18 protein-coding genes are annotated in these 20,125 nt (G+C 64.5%); 6 read left to right on the forward strand and 12 right to left on the reverse strand.

What is annotated here, in order from left to right:
- The first annotated feature begins 186 nt into the window (after window positions 1-186).
- Both RAD16_RS32155 and RAD16_RS32160 read left to right on the forward strand, forming a co-directional pair.
- Window positions 187-1,623: an MBOAT family O-acyltransferase gene (locus RAD16_RS32155; protein ID WP_458161846.1), complete on the forward strand. Its 1,437-nt coding sequence runs from the start codon at window positions 187-189 to the stop codon at window positions 1,621-1,623.
- Window positions 1,623-2,735: a hypothetical protein gene (locus RAD16_RS32160; RefSeq protein ID WP_458161847.1), complete on the forward strand. Its 1,113-nt coding sequence runs from the start codon at window positions 1,623-1,625 to the stop codon at window positions 2,733-2,735. The genes RAD16_RS32155 and RAD16_RS32160 overlap by 1 nt, the downstream gene beginning before the upstream one ends.
- A gap of 103 nt (window positions 2,736-2,838) precedes the next feature.
- Here RAD16_RS32160 and RAD16_RS32165 read toward each other — a convergent pair whose 3' ends face one another.
- From RAD16_RS32165 to RAD16_RS32175, 3 genes are all read right to left on the reverse strand, one after another.
- On the reverse strand, window positions 2,839-4,026 hold the full coding sequence (locus RAD16_RS32165; protein WP_458161848.1) for a pyridoxal-phosphate-dependent aminotransferase family protein: 1,188 nt from the start codon (window positions 4,024-4,026) through the stop codon (window positions 2,839-2,841).
- A gap of 107 nt (window positions 4,027-4,133) precedes the next feature.
- Window positions 4,134-4,874, reverse strand: coding sequence for a thermonuclease family protein (locus RAD16_RS32170; RefSeq protein WP_458161849.1), 741 nt, complete (start codon window positions 4,872-4,874; stop codon window positions 4,134-4,136).
- Window positions 4,875-5,035: 161 nt separating this feature from the next.
- A complete protein-coding gene (locus tag RAD16_RS32175) occupies window positions 5,036-6,766 on the reverse strand; it encodes a hypothetical protein (protein WP_458161850.1) in 1,731 nt (576 codons plus the stop codon).
- Between the two features lie 423 nt (window positions 6,767-7,189).
- On the opposite strand from RAD16_RS32175, the gene RAD16_RS32180 reads away from it, so the two are divergent.
- A complete protein-coding gene (locus RAD16_RS32180) occupies window positions 7,190-8,038 on the forward strand; it encodes a caspase family protein (RefSeq protein ID WP_458161851.1) in 849 nt (282 codons plus the stop codon).
- 254 nt (window positions 8,039-8,292) lie between these two features.
- Here the strand turns inward: RAD16_RS32180 and RAD16_RS32185 are convergent, their stop codons facing one another.
- The 3 genes from RAD16_RS32185 to RAD16_RS32195 form a co-directional block, all read right to left on the reverse strand.
- Window positions 8,293-9,177, reverse strand: a complete 885-nt coding sequence (locus RAD16_RS32185) for an efflux RND transporter periplasmic adaptor subunit (protein WP_458161852.1) — start codon at window positions 9,175-9,177, stop codon at window positions 8,293-8,295.
- 187 nt (window positions 9,178-9,364) lie between these two features.
- A complete protein-coding gene (locus RAD16_RS32190; protein ID WP_458161853.1) occupies window positions 9,365-10,480 on the reverse strand; it encodes a lactonase family protein in 1,116 nt (371 codons plus the stop codon).
- A gap of 145 nt (window positions 10,481-10,625) precedes the next feature.
- Window positions 10,626-10,763 (reverse strand): hypothetical protein, encoded by a 138-nt coding sequence (locus RAD16_RS32195; RefSeq protein ID WP_458161854.1) that lies wholly within the window; start codon window positions 10,761-10,763, stop codon window positions 10,626-10,628.
- Between the two features lie 289 nt (window positions 10,764-11,052).
- Here RAD16_RS32195 and RAD16_RS32200 point away from each other — a divergent pair, with 289 nt between their 5' ends.
- Window positions 11,053-11,175 carry a hypothetical protein gene (locus tag RAD16_RS32200; protein ID WP_326896569.1) on the forward strand — a complete coding sequence of 41 codons (123 nt, stop codon included), beginning with the start codon at window positions 11,053-11,055 and terminating at the stop codon, window positions 11,173-11,175.
- Between the two features lie 144 nt (window positions 11,176-11,319).
- On the opposite strand, the gene RAD16_RS32205 is transcribed toward RAD16_RS32200, so the two are convergent.
- Window positions 11,320-13,017 carry a GMC family oxidoreductase gene (locus tag RAD16_RS32205; protein WP_458161855.1) on the reverse strand — a complete coding sequence of 566 codons (1,698 nt, stop codon included), beginning with the start codon at window positions 13,015-13,017 and terminating at the stop codon, window positions 11,320-11,322.
- Between the two features lie 194 nt (window positions 13,018-13,211).
- Complete coding sequence (locus RAD16_RS32210; RefSeq protein WP_458161856.1) at window positions 13,212-14,093, reverse strand: SDR family oxidoreductase; 882 nt, start codon at window positions 14,091-14,093, stop codon at window positions 13,212-13,214.
- Window positions 14,094-14,196: 103 nt separating this feature from the next.
- Between RAD16_RS32210 and RAD16_RS32215 the strand changes: the two genes are divergently transcribed.
- Window positions 14,197-15,087, forward strand: a complete 891-nt coding sequence (locus tag RAD16_RS32215; protein WP_458161857.1) for a LysR family transcriptional regulator — start codon at window positions 14,197-14,199, stop codon at window positions 15,085-15,087.
- Window positions 15,088-15,124: 37 nt separating this feature from the next.
- Here RAD16_RS32215 and RAD16_RS32220 read toward each other — a convergent pair whose 3' ends face one another.
- Both RAD16_RS32220 and RAD16_RS32225 read right to left on the reverse strand, forming a co-directional pair.
- Window positions 15,125-15,448, reverse strand: a complete 324-nt coding sequence (locus RAD16_RS32220; protein ID WP_458161859.1) for a hypothetical protein — start codon at window positions 15,446-15,448, stop codon at window positions 15,125-15,127.
- A 25-nt stretch (window positions 15,449-15,473) separates the two neighbouring features.
- The gene (locus RAD16_RS32225) at window positions 15,474-15,704 is read right to left on the reverse strand and encodes a hypothetical protein (protein ID WP_458161860.1); all 231 of its coding nucleotides are present in this window, start codon (window positions 15,702-15,704) and stop codon (window positions 15,474-15,476) included.
- 224 nt (window positions 15,705-15,928) lie between these two features.
- Here RAD16_RS32225 and RAD16_RS32230 point away from each other — a divergent pair, with 224 nt between their 5' ends.
- A complete protein-coding gene (locus RAD16_RS32230) occupies window positions 15,929-16,459 on the forward strand; it encodes an N-acetyltransferase family protein (protein WP_458161960.1) in 531 nt (176 codons plus the stop codon).
- A 13-nt stretch (window positions 16,460-16,472) separates the two neighbouring features.
- Here RAD16_RS32230 and RAD16_RS32235 read toward each other — a convergent pair whose 3' ends face one another.
- Window positions 16,473-19,136, reverse strand: a complete 2,664-nt coding sequence (locus RAD16_RS32235; RefSeq protein WP_458161861.1) for a bifunctional diguanylate cyclase/phosphodiesterase — start codon at window positions 19,134-19,136, stop codon at window positions 16,473-16,475.
- 263 nt (window positions 19,137-19,399) lie between these two features.
- Window positions 19,400-20,095, reverse strand: a complete 696-nt coding sequence (locus RAD16_RS32240) for a hypothetical protein (protein WP_458161862.1) — start codon at window positions 20,093-20,095, stop codon at window positions 19,400-19,402.
- Window positions 20,096-20,125: the final 30 nt, after the last annotated feature.

Here is a 20,125-nt window from a genome sequence, read left to right on the forward strand (position 1 = left end):
TAGCTCGTCCCGGCCCCGTAAGAACGGGGAGAGGGAGAAGGCGCGTTCCCTTATATCGTCCCGATTTCGCGAATTGCCAGCGCCTCTGCGCCAAGGAGTGCGCAAAGGACTGCGCCAAGTCGCCGGGTTGTTGATCCGCCCCTTCTATGCTTTGAGGGGCGATACTCCCGCCGCCGGTCCAGCCTGATGCTGTTCAATTCCTATCCGTTCATCCTGCTGTTCCTGCCGGTCGCACTCGCCGGCTATTTCTGGCTGGGGCGGCGCAGCAATCTGACCCCGGTGATCTGGCTGGCGCTGGCCTCGATCGCCTTCTACGCGATCGGGAGCTGGCAGTTCGTGGCGCTGCTGCTGCTCTCGATCGCGTTCAACTATGGCGTCGGTCATCTCCTCATCGTGGCGGAACTCGCCCCAATGCAACGCAAGGCGGCGCTCGCGCTTGGCGTCGCCGGCGATCTCCTCGTGCTCGGCATCTTCAAATATGCCGGCTTCGCCACCGAGAACATCAACGCGCTGCTCGGCACGCATTTCGCGGTCCACATCCTGCTGCCGGTCGGCATCTCATTCTACACCTTCACGCAGATCGCGTTCCTGGTGGATGCCTATCGCGGCCAGGTCGCGGCCTATGCGCTGCCGCATTACGCGCTGTTCGTGACCTACTTCCCGCACCTGATCGCCGGGCCGATCCTCCACCACAAGGACATGATCCCGCAATTCGAGCACGAGGAGTCCAAGCGTCCGGATGCGCATCTCATTCTCTGCGGTGTCATCATCTTCGCCATCGGCCTGTTCAAGAAGACCTGCCTTGCCGACGGCATCCAGCCGCTGGTCGCGCTCGCCTTCGATGCGCGCTCGCCGAGCTTCGATCAGGCCTGGCTCGGCGCGCTCGCCTACACCTTCCAGCTCTATTTCGACTTCTCGGGCTATTCGGACATGGCGATCGGAATCTCGCTGATGTTCGGCATCTTCCTGCCGGTCAATTTCAACTCACCCTACAAGGCGACCAGCATCGTCGATTTCTGGCGCCGCTGGCACATGACGCTGTCGCAATTCCTGCGCGACTATCTCTACATCCCGCTCGGCGGTAACAGGCGCGGCCGCGTGCTGCGCTACGTCAATTTGCTGATCACGATGCTGCTCGGCGGCCTCTGGCACGGCGCAGCCTGGACGTTTGTCGTGTGGGGCGCGCTGCATGGCGCCTATCTCTGCGTCAACCACGCCTTCAATGCGCTGGTGCCTGATGTTCCGACGATGCTGGCGCGTCCGGCCCGCATCGCCGGCGCCGTGCTGACGTTTCTCGCCGTCGCTGTCGCCTGGGTGTTCTTCCGCGCCGAGAGCGTTGCGTGGGCGCTGCGGGTGCTCCATGCGATGGTTGATCCTTCGAACATCGTCCTCGGCCGCGAGGAGATCGCGGCGCTGGTGCTGGTTGCCATCTACGGCGCGCTGGTGTGGCTGGCGCCGAACACGCAAGCGATCATGGGATACGACCATGGCAATCGCCGGGTCGGCGAAGCCATGCGGGCGGGACGCATGCGGCCGCTGGTCCTCTATGCTGCGTCGCTGGTGCTCGCGTTCGGCATTCTGGGTATCCAGAGCCACAGCGAATTCATCTATTTCCGGTTCTGATGCCAGGCAGCTTCACACATCTGAAGCGTCTTCTGCTCGCGTGCATCGCCTGCGTGCTGGGCGCGGCCGCGCTCACCTATCTCGTCGATCCCCTGCAACTGTTTCGTCCCTCGCGCCTCGCCTTCTATTCCGACGACACGCGCGTGCAGAATGCCGGGCTGATCCGCAGCCAGTCGTTCGACACCGCCTTCATGGGTACCTCGCTCGCGATCCACTTTCGCCAGAGCGACATCGACCGCGCGCTTGGCGTCCGTTCGCTGAAGCTGGCGATGACCGGCTCCAACTCGCGGCAGCAAAGTTTCGTGCTGGAGCAGGCGATCGACCGCGGCGCCCGGCGCGTGATCTGGGAGATGGACGATTTCATCTTCGTCGATGCCGCCGGCATCGAGGCCGATCCGTATATGTCCGTCGATCTCTATCGCAGGACGACGAAAGGCGTCGCGTCCTATCTGTTCAGCGCGGCGATGGCGAAGGAGTCCTTGTTCGCGCTGTTGCGGTCGACCCCACCGCTGCGGGAGCCGCTGACGCGTGCGGCGCCTTATCTGCCCGTCAAATTCGCGCTGGCCGACGTCGACGACATCTACGCGCTGCCGCGGGATTTCGACGTCGCGCGCGATTACAACGCGAAGAAGACGCTGGCCTCCTTCGCCTGCATCACGAGCCCCGTGCGCAGCCGCTTTCTCGGCGAGGGCTATGGCTATGACGCCATGGTCCGGCATTTCGAGCAGGACGCCGTCGGCCTCATCACGCGCCATCCGGACGTGAGCTTCGACATCTACTTCCCGCCCTATTCGATCCTGCAATTCGTGGCGATGCGCGATGCCTCGCCGGAGACGTTGAAGATCGTCACCGATCTCACGGCAGTCATTGCGCGGCGGCTGACGCAACTTCCCAACGTGCGCTTGCACGATTTCCGCGCGATCAAGGCGGTAACGCACGACCTCGGCAATTACGGCGACGTCATCCACCACTCGCCGGTGATTGATGCGAGGGTCTTGCAGTGGCTGGCGAGCGGGGTCTATCGCGTCGATCCCAGCAACCCGCTTGTATCGCTGGATCAGCTGAAAGCGCAGGTCGAAGCCTATCGCGTCGAGCGACCGGCGCTGCCGTAGCCCGCATGAGCGAAGCGATATGCGGGGAGCTTGCAAAGGTCCCGGGTGTCGCTTCGCCCACCCGAGCTACAAGACTTTCGCAGGGACGACAGTGGCGGCGGCCTTAAACCGCCACCTCTTCACCAAGATACGACACCGCCGCTTCGAGCCCGCCCTTGCCATGCGGGATCTTCAGCGCGTTGAGCCCCACCTCGATCACGCCGAGCGTACCCAGCAGCATCGGCGCATTGACATGGCCCATATGGGCGATGCGGAAGGCTTGTCCCGAGAGGTCGCCGATGCCGGTGCCGAGCACGACGCCGCATTTGTCCTTGCAAAAGCGTTGCAGCACCGCCGGATCATGGCCGTTGCTCATGGTTACCGTGGTCACGGTGTTTGATCGCTCGTTGGCCTCCGCGACATTGAAGCCGAGCACCTGGCCTTCCGTCCATGCGGAGACCGCACGGCGTGTGGCTTCGCCGAGCAGGCTGTGGCGGCGGAAGGCGTTCTCCAGCCCTTCCTCGTGCAGCATGTCGATCGCCTTGCGCAGCGCGAACAGCAGATGCACCGGCGCGGTGCCGGCATATTTGCGATAGTTCTCGGTGCCTTCGCGCTCGCTCCAGCTCCAATAAGGCGTCGACATGTTCGCCTTCTTGTGCACCTCGAGCGCACGTGCATTGGCGGAGACGAAGCCGAGGCCGGGCGGCGTCATCAGGCCCTTCTGCGAGCCGGACATCGCAACGTCCACGCCCCATTTGTCCATCTCGAACGGCATGCAGCCGAGCGAGGCCACGGTGTCCACCATGTACAGTGCGGGATGGCCGGCCGCCTTGATCGCCTTGCCGATCGCCTCGATGTCGTTCTGCACGCCGGAGGCCGTGTCGACCTGGACGACGACGACGGCCTTGATGCTGTGCTCCTTGTCGCGGCGCAGGCGCTCCTCGACCTCGTGCGGCCGCACCGCGCGGCGCCAGTCGCCCTTGAGCACCTCGACCTCGGCGCCCATCAGCGCCGCGGCATTGCCCCAGCCGATCGCGAAGCGCCCGCTCTCCAGCACCAGCACCTTGTCGCCGCGCGACAAAACGTTGCTCAAAGCGGCTTCCCAGGCGCCATGACCGTTGGCGATGTAGATGTAGGACTTGCCCTTGGTCGCAAACAGCTTCGAGATGTCGGCGAGCAGGGTGTCGGTCAGCTCGTGCATCTCCTTGGAGTAGATGTCGATCGCCGGACGGTGCATCGCCCGAAGCACCTCGTCAGGCATCGTGGTGGGCCCGGGGATGGCCAGAAATTCCCGGCCCGCGCGAACGGTCATTGCTGTTGGTCCTTGTTGTTGGAGGACAGGCTGGTGGGTCGCTGAATCATAGTTTTACGCGCCGCGAGGGCGCTAGAAAAGCGCCCAAAACGCAGCCCTGACGGCCCCTATCGTTTGGTCTCGCGGCACCCGGCGGCCTCGGCTTCCTCGACCGAGCAGAACCAGCGGGTGCCCTTGCTGATCTTCATCTTGATCTGGGTGTACCAGCGGCTGGTCGGCTGGTGGTAGATGCACTCGCCGGCGCTGTTGACGTTGCCCTTGATGGTGCAGTCGGGCGAGGGGGCGACCGGCCCCGAGGCCGAGGCGAGCAGCACGGCATGCGCACCCTCCGGGGGCTTGGTGGCGCCCAGGATCTGCGTCTTCTTGTTGCGGACGCGCCAGTCCCAGGGCGCGATGAAGGCGCCCTGCCACATTCCGGCTTTTGCCTCACGCGCGGCAGCCTCGTCCAGCTCGTAGTCGTGCGAGATGCGGGTGTAGGCCAGTGCCCAGCCGCTGCGCACCAGCCATTTCTGGATGTCCTCGCCGGCGACCTCGCAGCGCGCCACGGTGCGGCCGCGCCGGTCGATCGCGCGGGTATGACAGACCCAGTTCTTGCCCTCGGTGTATTTGGCGAGCTCGTCGCGGGCCGCGACGCCGCAGGTCCAGCGCTCGGTCTTGGTGTTGAGGCAGAGCTGGTCGACCGCGGGCGCGTCGATGCCGCCGAGCCGGATGCGCGTGTTGCCGATCACGACGGAATCGCCGGCGCGAACCTTCGCCGTGCCGGTGATGTCGGCGGCCTCAGCCGGTGCAGGCAAGGCGAACTGAGACAAGCCGAGCAGTGACAGCGCAATCAGGAGTTTTCGCAACATGCCAGTCCGCGTGTGATGAAAATAGCGATACAGCCCGCAATTGTGGTCGGCTTTTGGCCTCGCGGCCAGCATATGCCTAACGGATAGGCTTTCAACTTCCCGTCATTATGGGGCGAGTGGCGAGTAGGGAGTGGCGAATAGTGCGCGCAGGGCACCATTCGCTATTCGCCATTCACAATTCGCTTGCGCGCCACCGCCAGCCCCATCAGCACGAAGGCCGACGTCACCTCGGGTCCACCGACCAGAATCCGCGTCGGCGTCTTCATCTTGTTCCACTCATAGGCGCGGAACGGGCCGCGGCGGCCGCCCTCGCCAAGACTTGCGACGATGACGTTCAGCGCCGGTGCAAAGGCGCGCGGGTCGGCGCCGAGATGGCCGAGCGCGATCAGCGCCAGCGCGGCGTCGAACACGTTCATCTCCGCAGCCATCAGCTCGCCCTTGACGTAGGAGAGCACGCGGTGGCGGATGAAATCGAAATCGCCGTCGGGATCGATCACCGCCTGCGCCGCCAGCGGCAGTGCCAGGAAGGCGGCGTAGCAGCGGCCGAAATAGGCGCTGTAGAGCTCCGGCAGATAATAGATGTGCGAGCGCGGATTGGCGAAGGCGCCGCTGGCCGCCAGCCGCTTCTGGAAGCCGATGATCCGGTGCACGGTCGCAAGCCGCGACGGCGTCTCCAGGATTTTCCAGCGCGCCAGGTTGCGGAAGCTCACCTCGAGAATGTCGAGATTGAGCGTCGGATCGAGATCGTTGCCGTAGGGGCGCTCGCCTTTGAGGTTATCGATCCAGGTCGCAACGCCGCCCTCATAGTCGATATTGTCGTTGAGCGGCACGGTCACGCGCGGCTCGTTGACGCCGGCGCGCACCTGATAGCCGCTGTAGAAGTCGAGCAACGGCTGGTCGATGATCGGATTGGTGCAGCCGGCCTGCGTCGCTGCGGAGATCGAGCACGCCGTGGTGTCGCAATCCGGCACGTAGACGCCGAAGCCGAGATCCTGCTTGATCTGCGCGAAATAGCGCGAGAAGCGCGGATGCGGCGCGGGCGCGAGCGCCGTGATGACATTGAACCGCGCGCCGTCGCTGCCCTCGACTTCCTCGCGGCTGATATTGACGCAGAAATCGACCATGTCGGCGACCGCGCGCTCCGCTTCCATTTTGTCGGTCGGCGAGGCGAGCCCGGTCTCGACATAGCTGAGCAGCGCCTCGATGAAGAACGCGTCGTAATAGGCCGAGCGGTGGCGGATCTGCACCGGCTCCCACATCGGCTCGGCAATGCCGGTCCAGGGCGGGTTGACCACGGCACGGGCGTGCGAGCGTGCGATGAAGACGCGGGCGAGGTTGAACAGCAGCGAGGAATTCTTGTAGCCGCGCGCGTTCAACCCTGTCAGCGCCATGATCAGCTCGCGGCCGCGAAAATCAGGATCGCCGATCAGATTGAAGGCGGCATAGGTCGGCAGGAAACCGTTTCGGCGGTACGAGCCGAGCAGATGCTGCGCGCAGTCGCGGATCACGCCGTCGATCTGCGCCTGCGGTGGCGCCGAGCCGGTGAACAGCGCCGGCGGCGGTTTGGGATGATCGAGCGTGATGCTGTCGACGAGATCGGCGACGGGCTGGCCGACCGCGGTCCAGTCGGGCTCGGCATCGTCGCGGGCGCGGGCAAGTGCCGCGCGCAGCCGGCTCAGCTTCGTCTCGTTACGCAGCTCGGGCAGGCCCGCGCGTCGCAGCAGGATCCGCAGCGCGGGATTGCCGAGCGCGGTCTTGTAGAAATTGGCCAGATGCGGATCGCCGCTGGCGGGGCCCGACAATACGGGATCGCAGACGTCATAAAGCGAGGGGCCGTCCTTGCGCGCCGTCAGCGCCCGGCAGGCGGCACCGGCAAAATAATGAAAGCTCATGAAATACCTGGTCGCGGGGCCTTGCCCGGGACCGGCGAGCGCGCACCCGTCCGCACACCACCCCCTGCAAGTCTTTGAAAAAGCTACCCGGATTCGCGGGAAAAACAAATGTGATGACCGTCACGGAAAAACCCGGCACGAGGGCTGCATCATTAGACTCAGGAAGGCTACGGGGACGCAAAAAATCCACATCTTGGGCCTGGAGAATTAACCAATACAATCAGCGACTTAGTTCAATTTTTGGGCAATCTATTGCCCGCAGCCCTATATCCGGTTAAGGGTTTGTTTGGTGCGGCGCCGCAAATTGCGCGCAATTCGGGGGCACTTCCCCGGCCAATCCCTCAAACCTAAAGCCGCTATCGCGCTACTCAAACAGTGTGCGCGCGCTTGGCCGGTCTTTGGCACTGACAGGAATGAAGCGAGATGAATGTAAGGCAGCTCGACATTTCCCGACGTACGATCGCGCTGGCCGCAGCCCTCATCGGCACGGTCTCGCTCGTCATCGGTGCCCACGCTGCCCTCAACATGCGCGCGCTCGATGCCGCCAAGGCGGTCTCGACCGACCAGGTCACCGGCTCGATCGGCCAGACCTCGCGCCTTGCCCTCGTCATCGGCAATGGACATTACCCCGACGCCAACGCGCCGCTGACGCAGTCGATCAACGACGCCCGCGCGCTGTCCTCGACCCTGCGCAAGAGCGGCTTTGACGTCGACATGGTGGAAGACGCGACCAAGGACGACATGGTCCGCGCCGTCAACCGCCTGAAGTCGCGGATCAAGCACGACACCGTCGTGATGCTGTTCTTCGGCGGCTTCGGCGTCCAGGCCGGCCGCGAGAGCTACATGCTGCCGGTCGATGCCGCGATCTGGAAGGAAAGCGACGTTCGCCGTCAGGGCATCTCCATCGAGGGCGTGCTCAACATGATGAAGGAGCAGGGCGCCAAGGCCAAGCTCGTCGTCGTCGATGCATCCCGCCGCAATCCCTATGAGCGCCGCTTCCGTTCCTACAGCCACGGCCTCGCGCCGATCAGCGCGCCCGACAATGCGCTGATCCTCTCCTCGGCCTCGCCCGGCAAGGTCGTCGACGACGGCAAGGGCGAGCACAGCGTGCTGGTCAGCGAGTTGCTCGGCAACCTCGATGCCCAGGGCAGCGCCGAAAGCGTCTTCAACAAGACCCGCGTCGCCATCTCCCGCGCCTCCGAAGGCGACCAGGTCCCGACCGTGTCGTCGTCCTTGCTCGAGGACGTGCATTTCGACCAGGCCGGCGGCTAGTTTTTCTCAGGGCTCGCGAGCTCTCGTAGGGTGGGCGAAGGCGCAAAGCGCCGTGCCCACCGACTTTATCGTTCCAACATTGCGATAGAAGACGTGGGCACGCTTCGCTTTGCCCACCCTGCGGCATGCGTGTGTAGCGCACGACTGCCTCTCCATCGTCATTGCGAGCGCAGCGAAGCAATCCAGGATCTTTCCGCGGAAAGACTCTGGATTGCTTCGTCGCTACGCTCCTCGCAATGACGGCTGGCGAAATCCTACTTCGACGCTTCCGCGGCCATCACCGGGCGCACCGGATCGCCTTCGCGCAATAGCGCACCGGCGCGGGCGACGACGACGTCGCCTTCGTTGAGGCCGTCGCGGACCTCGATATTGCCGCCCGACATCAATCCGATCTCGACGCGCTTGGTCTCGACGCGGTTGCGGCGGATGACCTGCACCACGGTGCCGGCAGATGAATATTGCACCGCCGTCAGCGGCACCGCGACGTTGCAGCTCTGGCCGGTCTTGATCAGCGCGCGCCCGCTCGCATTCAGCAGCAGCCGTTTCGGCGAGGAGATGCCGATATAGACCATGCCCTGCTGGATGTTCGGCTCGACCGTCGACCCGATGCGGCGCACCTTGCCATCCATGTCGCCGGCGCCGGCGATGCGCACCGTCGCCTGCTGGTTGACCGCGACCTTGCGCATATCGGTGGTCGCGACGAGAGCGACCAGATCGTATTCGCTGCGCGCCACGATCGTGAACAGCGCCTCACCCTTGGCCGAAGCGAGATTGCCGATCTGCGCGGTTGACGTGGCGATCACGCCCGCGACCGGCGCCGTCACCTGAAGTGTGCCGCCTTCGGGCAGCGAAAGGCGCGCCAGCACCTGGCCGGCCGTGGTGGTGTCGCCGGCTTCCGCCAGCACCTCCGTCACCTTCAGGCCGGGACGTTCGGGCCGCACCGAGGTCTCCTCGCGCGCGATGATCGTGCCGGTGGCCTCGACGATGTCGGAGAAGCAGGACTTTGCGACCTTCAGCACCGTGACCGCCGGCCCCTTGGGCGCGTCGTCATCGGCGGCAAGCGCGAACGGCGCGGACAGCAGCAGTCCGGTGAGAGCAGCGAATTTGAGCGAAAAGGAACGCGCAGGCAATGGACGCATCGGTCATTCCGGTTGGGGCCCTGACGGCCTCATCGATAGCAGAAGCGCTAGCGGTGGGCCATGGTCCGGCCGGATGAGAATACCGCAGCGCAGGCGGCGCGATGCCGCCTGTTCAATTAGTCTTTGGGAGACGCGCTAAGGTTCGGCGTCGCTGACCCTCCGCTGGAGGGAAGGTCAGAAAGTGCCCTCACGGCAGGGTCAAGAACTCCACCCAGTTCGGCTTCTTGCCGGTCGGATAGGATTTTTGCTTGGTAAGCGCCCCGCTGCTCTGGTCGATCGCGTAGACGGTCATGCCGTCGGAGAGCTCGCCGACCGCGGCGAGGTAGCGGCCGGAGGGATCGATGTTGAAGCCGCGCGGCTGCTTCTCGGTCGGCACGCTGCCGATCGTGGTCAGCTTGCCGCTTGTCGCGTCGACCTTGTAGGCGGTGAGCGTGTTGGTGGTGCGCTCGGAGGCGTAGAGGAAGCGGCCGTCCGGCGTGATGTGGATGTCGGCGGCCCACGGCTTTCCGTTAAAACCTTCGGGCAGCGCGGTGGTGCGCTGGATCTCGTCCCATGCGCCGCTCTTGGCCTCGTAGGCGAACGCCGCGAGGTCGCCGTTCAGCTCGTGGATGAGATAGACGAACTTGCCATTGGGGTGGAACACAAAGTGCCGCGGCCCAGACTTCTCCGGCACCTTGATCATTGGCGGATCGCTCGGCGTCAGGGTGCCCGCCGCGGCATCGAAGGCGAAGCTCAGCACCTGGTCCGAGCCGAGATTGGTGGCGAACACGAAACGGTTGTCAGGCGCGGGCAGGAAGGCGTGGGCGTTCAGCCCGGTCGGAATCACCTGCTTCGGCTCGGCCACGACGCCGTTCGCGGCAAGCGGATTCAGCGCGACCTTGTTGCCGCCATAGGAGGCGCTGAACAGCACCTTGCCGCCGCGGTCGGTCGCGATGTTCGCCATGCTGTCGGCGAGCGGTCCATTGCCGATATGGCTGAGCTGTCCGGTTTTGGGATCGATCGCGAAGCTCACGGCAAGGAACGGCTGCGAGCGCACGCCGGCAATCAGCACGCGGTGATCGGGCGTGATCGCGAGCGGCGTCGAGGCGCCGGCCTTTTCGACGCCGGTGAAGGCTGCGGTCTGCACCGGCGTCATCTCGCCGCTGTCGGCCAGCTTGAACACGCTGATGTCGTTGCTGTCGGCATTGCCGACATAGGCGAAGGTCTCGGCCATGCCGGCGCGGACTCCCGGAATGAGGGTGAGGAAAGCGAGGGTGGTGGCGATCGCAGCGTGGCGCGCGCTGCGATGTGTCGGTCTCAACATGGGCTCCTCCTTGGCCGTCCTTGGGCCGTGCGGCATTGTCATTTTGTCGCAGAGGATAGCGCCAGGCGCGTCACCGCACCAAATTCCAATTAAGATCGATCGATGCTGAAATTGTATCGGTTGCCAAAGGCGTCGAAGCAATGATTTATCGCACCGCCGCCGTCAGGTCGCGGGAGGGCAGATGCGGCCCGGCCGGGTGGTCCGGCGGTCCGAGCACGGTCCACACGGCGACGGCCAGCAGCGCGCAGGTCAAAATGGTCCAGGCGATGAGTCGTTTCCGCATCAGGGCAAATCCGTCCGTCCAATGAATGCGCCGGTGCGCGGCAACCATCGTGCACTGCAACCGGCGGCGTTTCTATGAACTCGTTCACAGGCAAGGGGATGAGGATGTCGTGGCAAAGCGCCACACCGGTTAAACCGATTGCAAGGTCTCGCTGACAAACTTGATTAGCGTTGCGCTTCGCCTGCTCAAATCGCAGGCCCCGGTCACAGGATCGCTCGGGAACGGCAAGCCTTCTTTCGCCGTTATCTCAGCTCTTGCGGGCGGAGGACACCGAAACGGAGGCTGGTACGTGTTTTGGATTTATTGGAACACCGCCTGGTCGCTCATCATCAGCGGCATCATGTTCGCCACCATCGTCACGCATCCCGACGCCGAGTTCGTCGAGATCCAGGCGGCGAAACAGGTGAAATGAGTCTGCATCTTGCTGGCGCGCCGTAGGTCTGAGATCCGTAGGGTGGGTTAGCCCACGGCTGCGCGAAGCGCAGTCCGCCGGCCAATGTTCGTCTCCGCGAGGACAGAAGTGGTGGATTACGCTTCGCTAATCCACCCTACGAAGTTACTGCACCATCGCCGCTGCGATCTTCTCCGCCGACATCAGCACCGGAAAATTGGTGTTGGCGCACGGCACAACCGGGAAGATCGAGGCGTCGACGACGCGTAGGCCTTGGATGCCCTTGACGCGGCCCTGGTTGTCCACCACCGCCATCGGATCGTCGGCTCGGCCCATGCGGCATGAGCAGGAGGCGTGCCACACGCCGATGGTCGCCTTGCGCACGAAGGCTTCCAGCGCCTCGTCGTCGTTGATCACCTGGTCGAAGGTGAAGCCTTCGACCACGAAATTGTCGATCATGTAGTGGCGCAGCGCCGCCGGCCCGTCCATCAGCGTCGCGGCGATCTTGGTCAGGATTCTGTTCCTGGTGTTGACCACGCCGATCTTGCGGACCTTGTCGGTATAGGCGGCCGGGAACGGCTTGTCCGTCACCTTCTTCACGATGTCGCTCATCTGAATGGCCGCCATCTTGCGGAAGCCGCTCATCAGCCGCTCGAGATCGCGCCGGTCGGACAACAGGTTGAACTCGACGATCGGTTCGGCTGTGGGATCGCGCGATGCAAGCTTGACCTGTCCGGTCTCCGAGTAGGTCTTGTTGACGAAGGTCAGCAGCGAGCCGATCTGCTCCCCGACCGCATGCCAGGCGGATTTGCTGAGCAGCACGACGAACATGTCGCCCTTCGGCACGCCTGACAGCCCCGAGGAGTAGCGAAGGCCAAGCTGCATGTGACGCCTGGTGTGCTCGTTCATCCGCGCACCGCGGCGGACAAAGGATGACAGCGAGATCGAGGGATGGTCCATCAGGCGCTGGCCGACGCCCGGCAGCCCCATCCGGACCGGGATACCTATGTCCTTGAGATGGCCGACCGGACCGATGCCGGCGCGCAGCAGATGCGCCGGCGAATGGATGGCGCCGCTGGAGAGAATGATCTCGCGCCCGCGGAATTCCTGCTCGCGCCCGTCGACGACAGCTTTCACGCCGACGCATTGCGTGCCTTCGAACAGCAGCTCTCTCACCTGCGTGCCGGTGGAGATCGTCAGGTTCGCGCGCTTGCGCGTGTCGCGGTCGAGATAGCCCATCGCGGCCGAGACACGTTGCTCGGCCTGGTTGGAATGCGTCACCGGGAAAAAGCCGTCGACGAATTCGCCGTTCTGGTCCGGCAGGAATGGATGGCCGGCCTGCTGGAAGGCATCGGCAAACGCCTGCGAGTGCCGCGTCCAGTGCTCTCGCGGAATTCTGCGCACCGGAATTTTGCCGTCCTTGCCGTGATACGGCCCGTCGAAATCGAGGTCGCGCTCGACCTTCTTGAAGAACGGCAGCACGTCGTTCCAGGTCCAGCCCTCGGCGCCGCGGGCGTCCCATTCATCGTAATCGGTCGGCGCGCCGCGATTGGCCATCTGGCCGTTGATCGACGAGCCGCCGCCCAGCACGCGCGCCTGCTCGTATTTGCGCAAAGGCGGACGCGCTTCGTTCGGATTGTTGTGGCTGACGACCTGCGTCGTGACCTTGAGCTCGGTCCAGTGGAAGCGCGGATCGAAATAGGCCGTGCCCGGATAGCTGTCCCTGATCTCGGCCGGCTCGTTGCCGGGTGGCGTGTCCTGTCCGGCTTCGCACAGCAGGACCTTGTTGGCACTCTTCGCGGAGAGTCGGTGGGCCAGCACGGACCCTGCCGAGCCGCCGCCCACGATAATGTAGTCGTACACGATTGGCGCTTCCTCTTGTTCTTGTCGGAGGAGCGTAGCGTGGATTTATTGAGAGGTCACGCGTCGGTGCGTTGCTGGCGATCTGCAGCAGCGTCATGACGCAAGTGAGATTATGCACGCGCAAAATTCCCCGGACGCTGCGTCGTGGCGGCGGCCGGGGTTGGTTCAAAGCATCGTCGTGTTTGGCGCCGACGTCAGGCTGGATTTGCGGCGGTCGCCGCGATCTGTGTCGCGAAGCTGCGGTAGGAGTGCGGCGCACGGCCCAGGATCCTGGTCAGGCGCGCGACGTCGCCGTCCTCGGGGATCATTCCGTCGCTGACATAGCGTTCGGCCATCAGGCGCATTTCGTAGGCCATCCACTTCGGCAGGAAGCCCGCCAGATTCTGCTCGAAGCCGGTGGGATCATCGCCGCCATAGACGACCGGGCGTTTCAGGATGTCCGACCAGATCCTGGCGACGTCCGAACCGGTCAGCGTATCGGGGCCGACCAGGTTGATGGTTTCGAGAGGCAGCTTACCCGGAGCGCGCTCGCGCCGGATCAACTCGATCGCCGCGACTTCGCCGATGTCGCGCGTGTCGACCATGGCGACACCCTTGCTGCCGATCGGCATCGGATAGACGCCGTGGTTGAGGATGACATCCTTGATCATGAGCTCGTTGTCGATGAAGTAGGACGGACGCAGGATCGTGGCGCTGAAGCCCATCTGTTCGATCATCCGCTCGGCGCCTGATTTCACCGCGAAGTGCGGCACGTTCACGAAGCGGTCGGCGTGGATCACCGACAGATAGACGAGCCGATCGACGCCGGACTCGCGGGCGATGTTCAGGGTGATGAGCGCCTGGGTGAATTCGTCGCCGGTCACCGCATTGAGCAGGAACAGCGTGCTGACGCCGCTGAACGCGGTGCGCAGCGAGTCGATATCGAGCAGATCGCCTTTCACGACCGTCACGCCGGCCGGAAATTCGGCCTTCGCAGGATCGCGGGACAGCACGCGCACGTCGGCGCCGCGCTTGACGAGTTGTTGGACAACGTGGCGGCCGACACGGCCGGTGGCGCCGGTCACGAGGATGGTCATGGGGGTCACTCCTGTTTGGGTTGAGAAGACACCCGCAAATTAGTGATCCACATTCGAGCCGATAGACGCTAATTATAGACCTAGTGTCTCATTGGTGGAACGGATGGACCTGCTTGCACTCGCTGACTTCAATCTGGTCGCCCGGCACGGAGGCTTTGGCCGGGCCGCTCGCGCCTCCGGTCGTCCGAAAGCGACGTTGTCCCGGCGGGTCTCGGAGCTGGAGAGCAGCCTCGACCTGCGCTTGTTCGAGCGCGGCGCGCGCGACCTGAAACTGACGCAGGAGGGGCGGGCACTCTACGAGCGGACGGCGCGGCTGCTCGCTGAACTCGACGAGACGGCAACAGCCATCGCCTCCGGCGGCGACAGGCCGCGCGGCAGGCTGCGGATCAGCGTGCCGCTGCTGTTCTCGCAGACCGCAATGGGAAAGCTGGCCGCCCTGTTCGCGCTTAGATATTCGGAGGTCCGGCTTGAGGTCACGACGGAAGATCGCGCCGTCGACATGATCGAGGAAGGCTATGACCTCGTGATCCGCGTCAATCCGGACCCGGACGAAACGCTGGTCGGACGAATCTTTCTGCGCGATCGGCTGGTGGTCGTGGCGGGTCCGACCCTCGCTCGCCATGCCGGCGATCGTGCCGTGCCGGCCGTGGTGCGCGAGACCGGCGATGTGACGCCAGGCTGGGATGTGGCCACGACAGGCGGACACCAGCGTATCGCGGTCGAACCGGTGCTTCGCCTGTCATCGCTCATCATGATCCGCGATGCCGTCCGAGCGGGTGTCGGCGCTGCGCGGCTCCCCGTCTCGCTGGTGAGTCGCGACCTGACGGCCGGCAGGCTGGTGCATTGGGGGGATGTCGACGGGCCCGAGATCGCTCTCTGGACGCTCTATCCATCGCGCCGGTTGCTGAGCGCGCGCGTCTCCGCGTTCCTCGACTGCCTCAAGGAAGCGTTTCCGTCGGGCGCGCCCGAGGAGCTTGCAGCATTCGTTGACTGAGTGAAGCAGCAGTCGGCCGGGTTATTGAAACCGGGCCCTACTGCAAAACCTTCGGCATCACGACAACGACGTCGACCTGCTTGCCCAGCACCCGCGACGCGACTGCAGCGATGACAGGCGAGTAGCTGTCCTCGATGTCGGAGGCGACGTCCTCGTTCCTGGCGAAGGCGTAGAGCATCGTGCCCTCGACCTCGTCGAAGCGGATGCCCGCGAAGACGCGATCGAATGTCTCGGCGCCGACGGCGCCCGCGACGAGCGCCTGGATGGCGTGATCCTGAACGAGTGTGAGCTTCATCATGCCGATGAGATATGGAACAGCCGCGCGAATGCAAGATGCGCGCGGCAATGTCTTGTCGTTCATTCAGGATTGCGGAATCTCGGACTGGTCAATAGTGGTGATGACGCCAATTGCCGCGCCCACGGTACCAGCCGTAGTGATGCCCGCGATTGCCATGCCAGCCGTGATGACCGTGGCCATGGCCGCCGCGGACCTGGATCACGGCATCGTCCTGCGCGGCGGCCGGCGGCGCCATGCCCAGCCGGGCCGAAGCCGGCGAGGATGAACCCATCGTTGCGATCAGTGCGACGGTCGCGGCCAGTCCGAAAAGCTTCGTCATCGTTCTCTCTCATTGCTCGTCTGATCCCGGCTCGCATCGCGACACGCGGGGCGCCGGGTCGCCTGCGCGGCTTCAACGGGAAAAACCGGCAATCGTTCCCACCGCGCCGGCCTGAGGCGGAACGTCCTTGATCCGGCCGTGAGGTCATTCCCCGCCAGACTTGATTCAAATCAAGCGGTGCCAGCGACAGATGGGCCTGATCCACCGAAACGGACCGGCTCATGATGGATGCTGCAAACTACACTTGCCGCGAGGAACTGCGTGACGGCACGCCTGTCGAGATTCGCTCGCTTCGGCCGGATGACGAGGGCGGCATGCTGGCCGCGCTCGATCAGGTGAGCGCGCGAACGCTGCTGACGCGCTTCTTCGCGCCGAAGCGCCATATCTCCGACAAGGAGCGTGCCTACTTCATGCAGATCGATTTCAAAAGCCACGTGGCGCTGGTTGCTTGCGCGCCGCATGAGGGCCGCGCCGCCATCATTGGCGGCGGCCGCTACATCATGTCGGAGCCCAACTCCGAGTCCATGTCCGCAGAAATGGCCTTTGTCGTCATCGATGCCTGGCAGGGGCGCGGCATCGGCTCGCTGCTGGCGAAGCACCTCATCGTGCTCGCGCGCGAGGCCGGCCTGAAAGAACTGACCGCGGAGGTGTTGCCGGAGAACGCGGCGATGCGCCGTGTCTTCGATCGGCTCGGCTTTCGTCGGGCGGCAACCCGGGATCCGCAGGTCATTCATCTGGCGCTGGCGCTCGGCTGATCGCGATCGGCCGCTAAGCCGCCACCGGCTGCTTCGACAGCAATTGCTTCAGCTTCGCCGCCGGCACCGCCGGGCTGAACAGCCAGCCCTGCATCTGGCTGCATCCGAGCTGGCGCAGCACCTCGCGCTGGGCTTCGGTCTCGACGCCTTCGGCCGTCGTCGCCATGTGGCGGGCGGCGGCCATGTGCACCACGGCCTGCACGATCGGCGAGGAGTCTTCGGACTGGCCGATATCGCTGATGAAGCTGCGGTCGATCTTGATCTTGTCGAACGGGAAGCGGTGCAGATAGCTCAGCGACGAATAGCCGGTGCCGAAATCGTCGAGCGCGATGCGCACGCCGAGGTCGCGGAGCTGCTGGAGGATCGTCAGCGCCTCATCGTCGTCGCGGATCAGGACGGTTTCGGTGATCTCGAGCTCGAGCCGCCCGGGCGCGAGGCCCGACTCGGCGAGCGCGGCTGCGATCTTTAGGGCCAGCGACCGCGACCGGAATTGCACCGGCGAGACGTTGACGGCGATGTGGATGTTGCCGGGCCAGGAGGCGGCTTCGTGACAAGCCTGCTTCAGCACCCATTCGCCGATCTCGCCGATCAGGCCGGTGTCTTCCGCGACCGGGATGAAGTCGGCGGGCGAGACCATGCCGCGCTCGCGATGACGCCAGCGCAGCAGCGCCTCGCAGCCGGTGACGACATTGGCCGCGAGATCGACCAGCGGCTGGTAGTGCACCTCGAACTCGCCGCGCGCGAGCGCCTGGCGCAGATCGAGCTCGAGCTGGCGGCGCTGCCGCGCCTTGGCGTCGTATTCGGGCACGAAGATACGGAAGGTGCCGCGCCCTTCCGTTTTCGCGGCGTACATCGCGAGATCCGCGCGCTTGAGCAGATCGTCGAGATTGTCGCCGTGTTCGGGCGCGATCGCGATGCCGATGCTGGCATCGGTCGGGATTTCCTGACCCTTGCAGTTCACGGGCGTGCGCAGCGCCTTGAGGATGTTGTCCGCCAGCGCTGCGAGTTCGGCCTGGTCGCTTGTACCCGCCTTGATGATGGCGAATTCGTCGCCGCCGAGCCGCGCCACCAGATCGTTGCCGCTGACGCAGGCGCGCAGACGATTGGCAACCTGGCGCAGCAGCTCGTCGCCGACCTCGTGGCCGAGTGAATCGTTGACGCCCTTGAATTCGTCGACGTCGATATAGAGGATCGCGAACGGCTTGCCCTCGGCGAGCTCCGCGACGCGGCGCTCCAGATGGCTGCGCATCAGCACGCGGTTGGGCAGGTCGGTCAGCGCGTCGTAATGCGCCATATGCGCGATGCGCTCGTCGGCACGGATGCGCGCGGTGACATCGTCATGGGTGGCGAGCCAGCCGCCGGCGGTGGCGGGCTGGTTCTTGATCTCGATCAGGCGGCCGTCGGCGGTCTCGACGATCGCGCTGTGGGTCTGGTCGACGCTGGCAAGGATGCCGTCGCAATAGGCGTCGACATCGCCCTCGAACGAGCCGGCGTCGTAACGATGCTGGATCACGTTGCGGAAATAGGCGCCGGGCTTCACGATGTCGGTGGAGAGGCGGTACATCTCGATGTAGCGGCGATTGCAGACGATCAGGCGCTCGTCCTGATCGAACATCAGGAGGCCCTGCGTCATCGTGTTCATCGCGGTGTCGAGCCGCTGCTTCTCCACCGAGAGCCGGTGCGTCATCTGGCGGAAGATCAGGAACAGCGTCAGCACCAGAAGGCCGATCGACAGCACGGCGACGGTGACGAAGAATTTCGTCTGCGTGCGCCAGGTGGCGAGCGTCGCGTCCAGCGATCTCGTCGCGACCACGACCAGCGGCACGCCGGTCAGCAGGCGCGAGGCGACGATGCGGTCCTTGCCGTCGATCGGGCTCGCGAGCTTGGTCGTGACGAAGGTGCGCTCGAACACGGCGATCTGCTCGGGCGAGCCGGTGCGGTAGTTGCGCCCGATCATCTCGTCGACATGCGGGATGCGCGCGAGCAGCTGGCCGTTCTGGTGGTGCATCGCGATCGAGGATTCCTCGCCGAGCCCGGTCGAGGCAAAGAAGGATTCGAGCTGTTCGGGTGCGATGGCGCGCGACACCATGCCGAGGAATTCGCCGTGCGGGCCGGAGATGCGCCGCGCAAGCACGATGGCAGGGCCGTTGCCCAACCGGCTTGGCACGACCTCGATCTCTTCCTGCGAAGCCGGGTCGTTCCGGAGGTGGTTGAAATAGCCGCGGTCGGCGACCGAGATGTCGGCGACTGGCCAGCGCCGCGACGAATTGATCAGCACGCCATTGGAATCGAACACGTTGGCGCCGGCGACGTCGGACCAGCCGCTGGCCTTTGCGCGCAGCACCTCATGCATCGCAAGGGTGCCCATCTCGCTGCGGAACATATCGGCTGAGGTGATGCCGTGGCTTTCGAGTTCCGCGATGACGCTCTTCTGCAGCACCGCGAAATCCTCGAACTCGCGGTCGAAATGACGGGCCAGCAGGCGGACGGCGCTTTCAAGGGTGTCGCGGCCGCTTTCGATTGCATTCTGGCGGAAGCGATCGACCGTGAGTGCGGTCCCGATGGCAGTCGCGGCCATCAGCACGAAGCCGCCGACGATCAGCCATGTCAGCGGTGCCCCGCGCCAACGGCGAAGCAACGCGCGCAGTCGCGCGGTCCATCGGATCGATGCGCCCATACAGCCCTCCCGTGGGATGCAAGATGCAGCAAAACCGACAAGAGCCCGTTACCAGCAAGGGTTAGGAAAATATGAATCGGTGCGGAATCAGGGGGGTGGTTCCGTGGGGTTGATTAGCCCGCGGAGAGGTGCAGTCCCGTAAGGTGGGCAAAGGCGCGAAGGCGGCCCACGATCTGTCTGCGTTGGATAGAGGTCGTGGGCACGTTTCCGCCTTCGCCCTTCGAGCTACGGCTGACAAGCCGCTTTGCTCACCCTACGAAGCTTCACCGCTTGATCTCCCAGGTCAACGCCTCCGAATTGCCCTTGGCGAACATCTCCGGCACGTCGAACTTGCCGGTCTTGAGGTCATAGCGGCATGTCCAGTCCGCCAGGCCCTTCACGGCGACGTTCTTGGGATGCTTGTCCATCGCACCCGACAGCGAGATCAGGAGGTAGCGGTTGTTCGGCCAGTCGACGCCGAGCCAGCGATAAGCATCCTCGGTGCCTTTCATCAGATTGGCCGAGATGTGGTAGTTGAGCTTCATCCTCTTCGTGTCGGGCCGTCTGTGGAAATAGTCCCAGGCGAGATCGCTGAGCGACTTCTTCGTTGCGTTGACGAAGGCGCCGTTCTCGACATGGTAGAGAAACAGGTCCTGCGAGCCCGAGCCGGTCTTCTGCATCCGCACCAGCCACTGCGAGTCGCTGGTGAAGCGGAAGCCGGCGCCATAGCCCTGCTCCGGCTTCAGCTCCGTCATCTGATCGCCGCGTCGCGCCCAGACCTGCCATTTGACCTCGAAAAGGTCTTCACTGTCCTTCATGTACTGCTCGAGCTTGGTGGCACCGTCGGGCGAGGTGAAGGCGAGGTCGGCATTGTCGCTGAGGACGAAACCCGGCGGCGGGCCGGACGCGGCAAGCGCGTGGGAGGCGGCGAAGGTCAAGGCGAGCGCCAGCCATGGCGCGGTGCGGGAAAAGGAGGTCACGGGAAAATCCTTAAAATACACGTGCCGAGC

Source organism: Bradyrhizobium sp. 18BD, assembly GCF_054185225.1.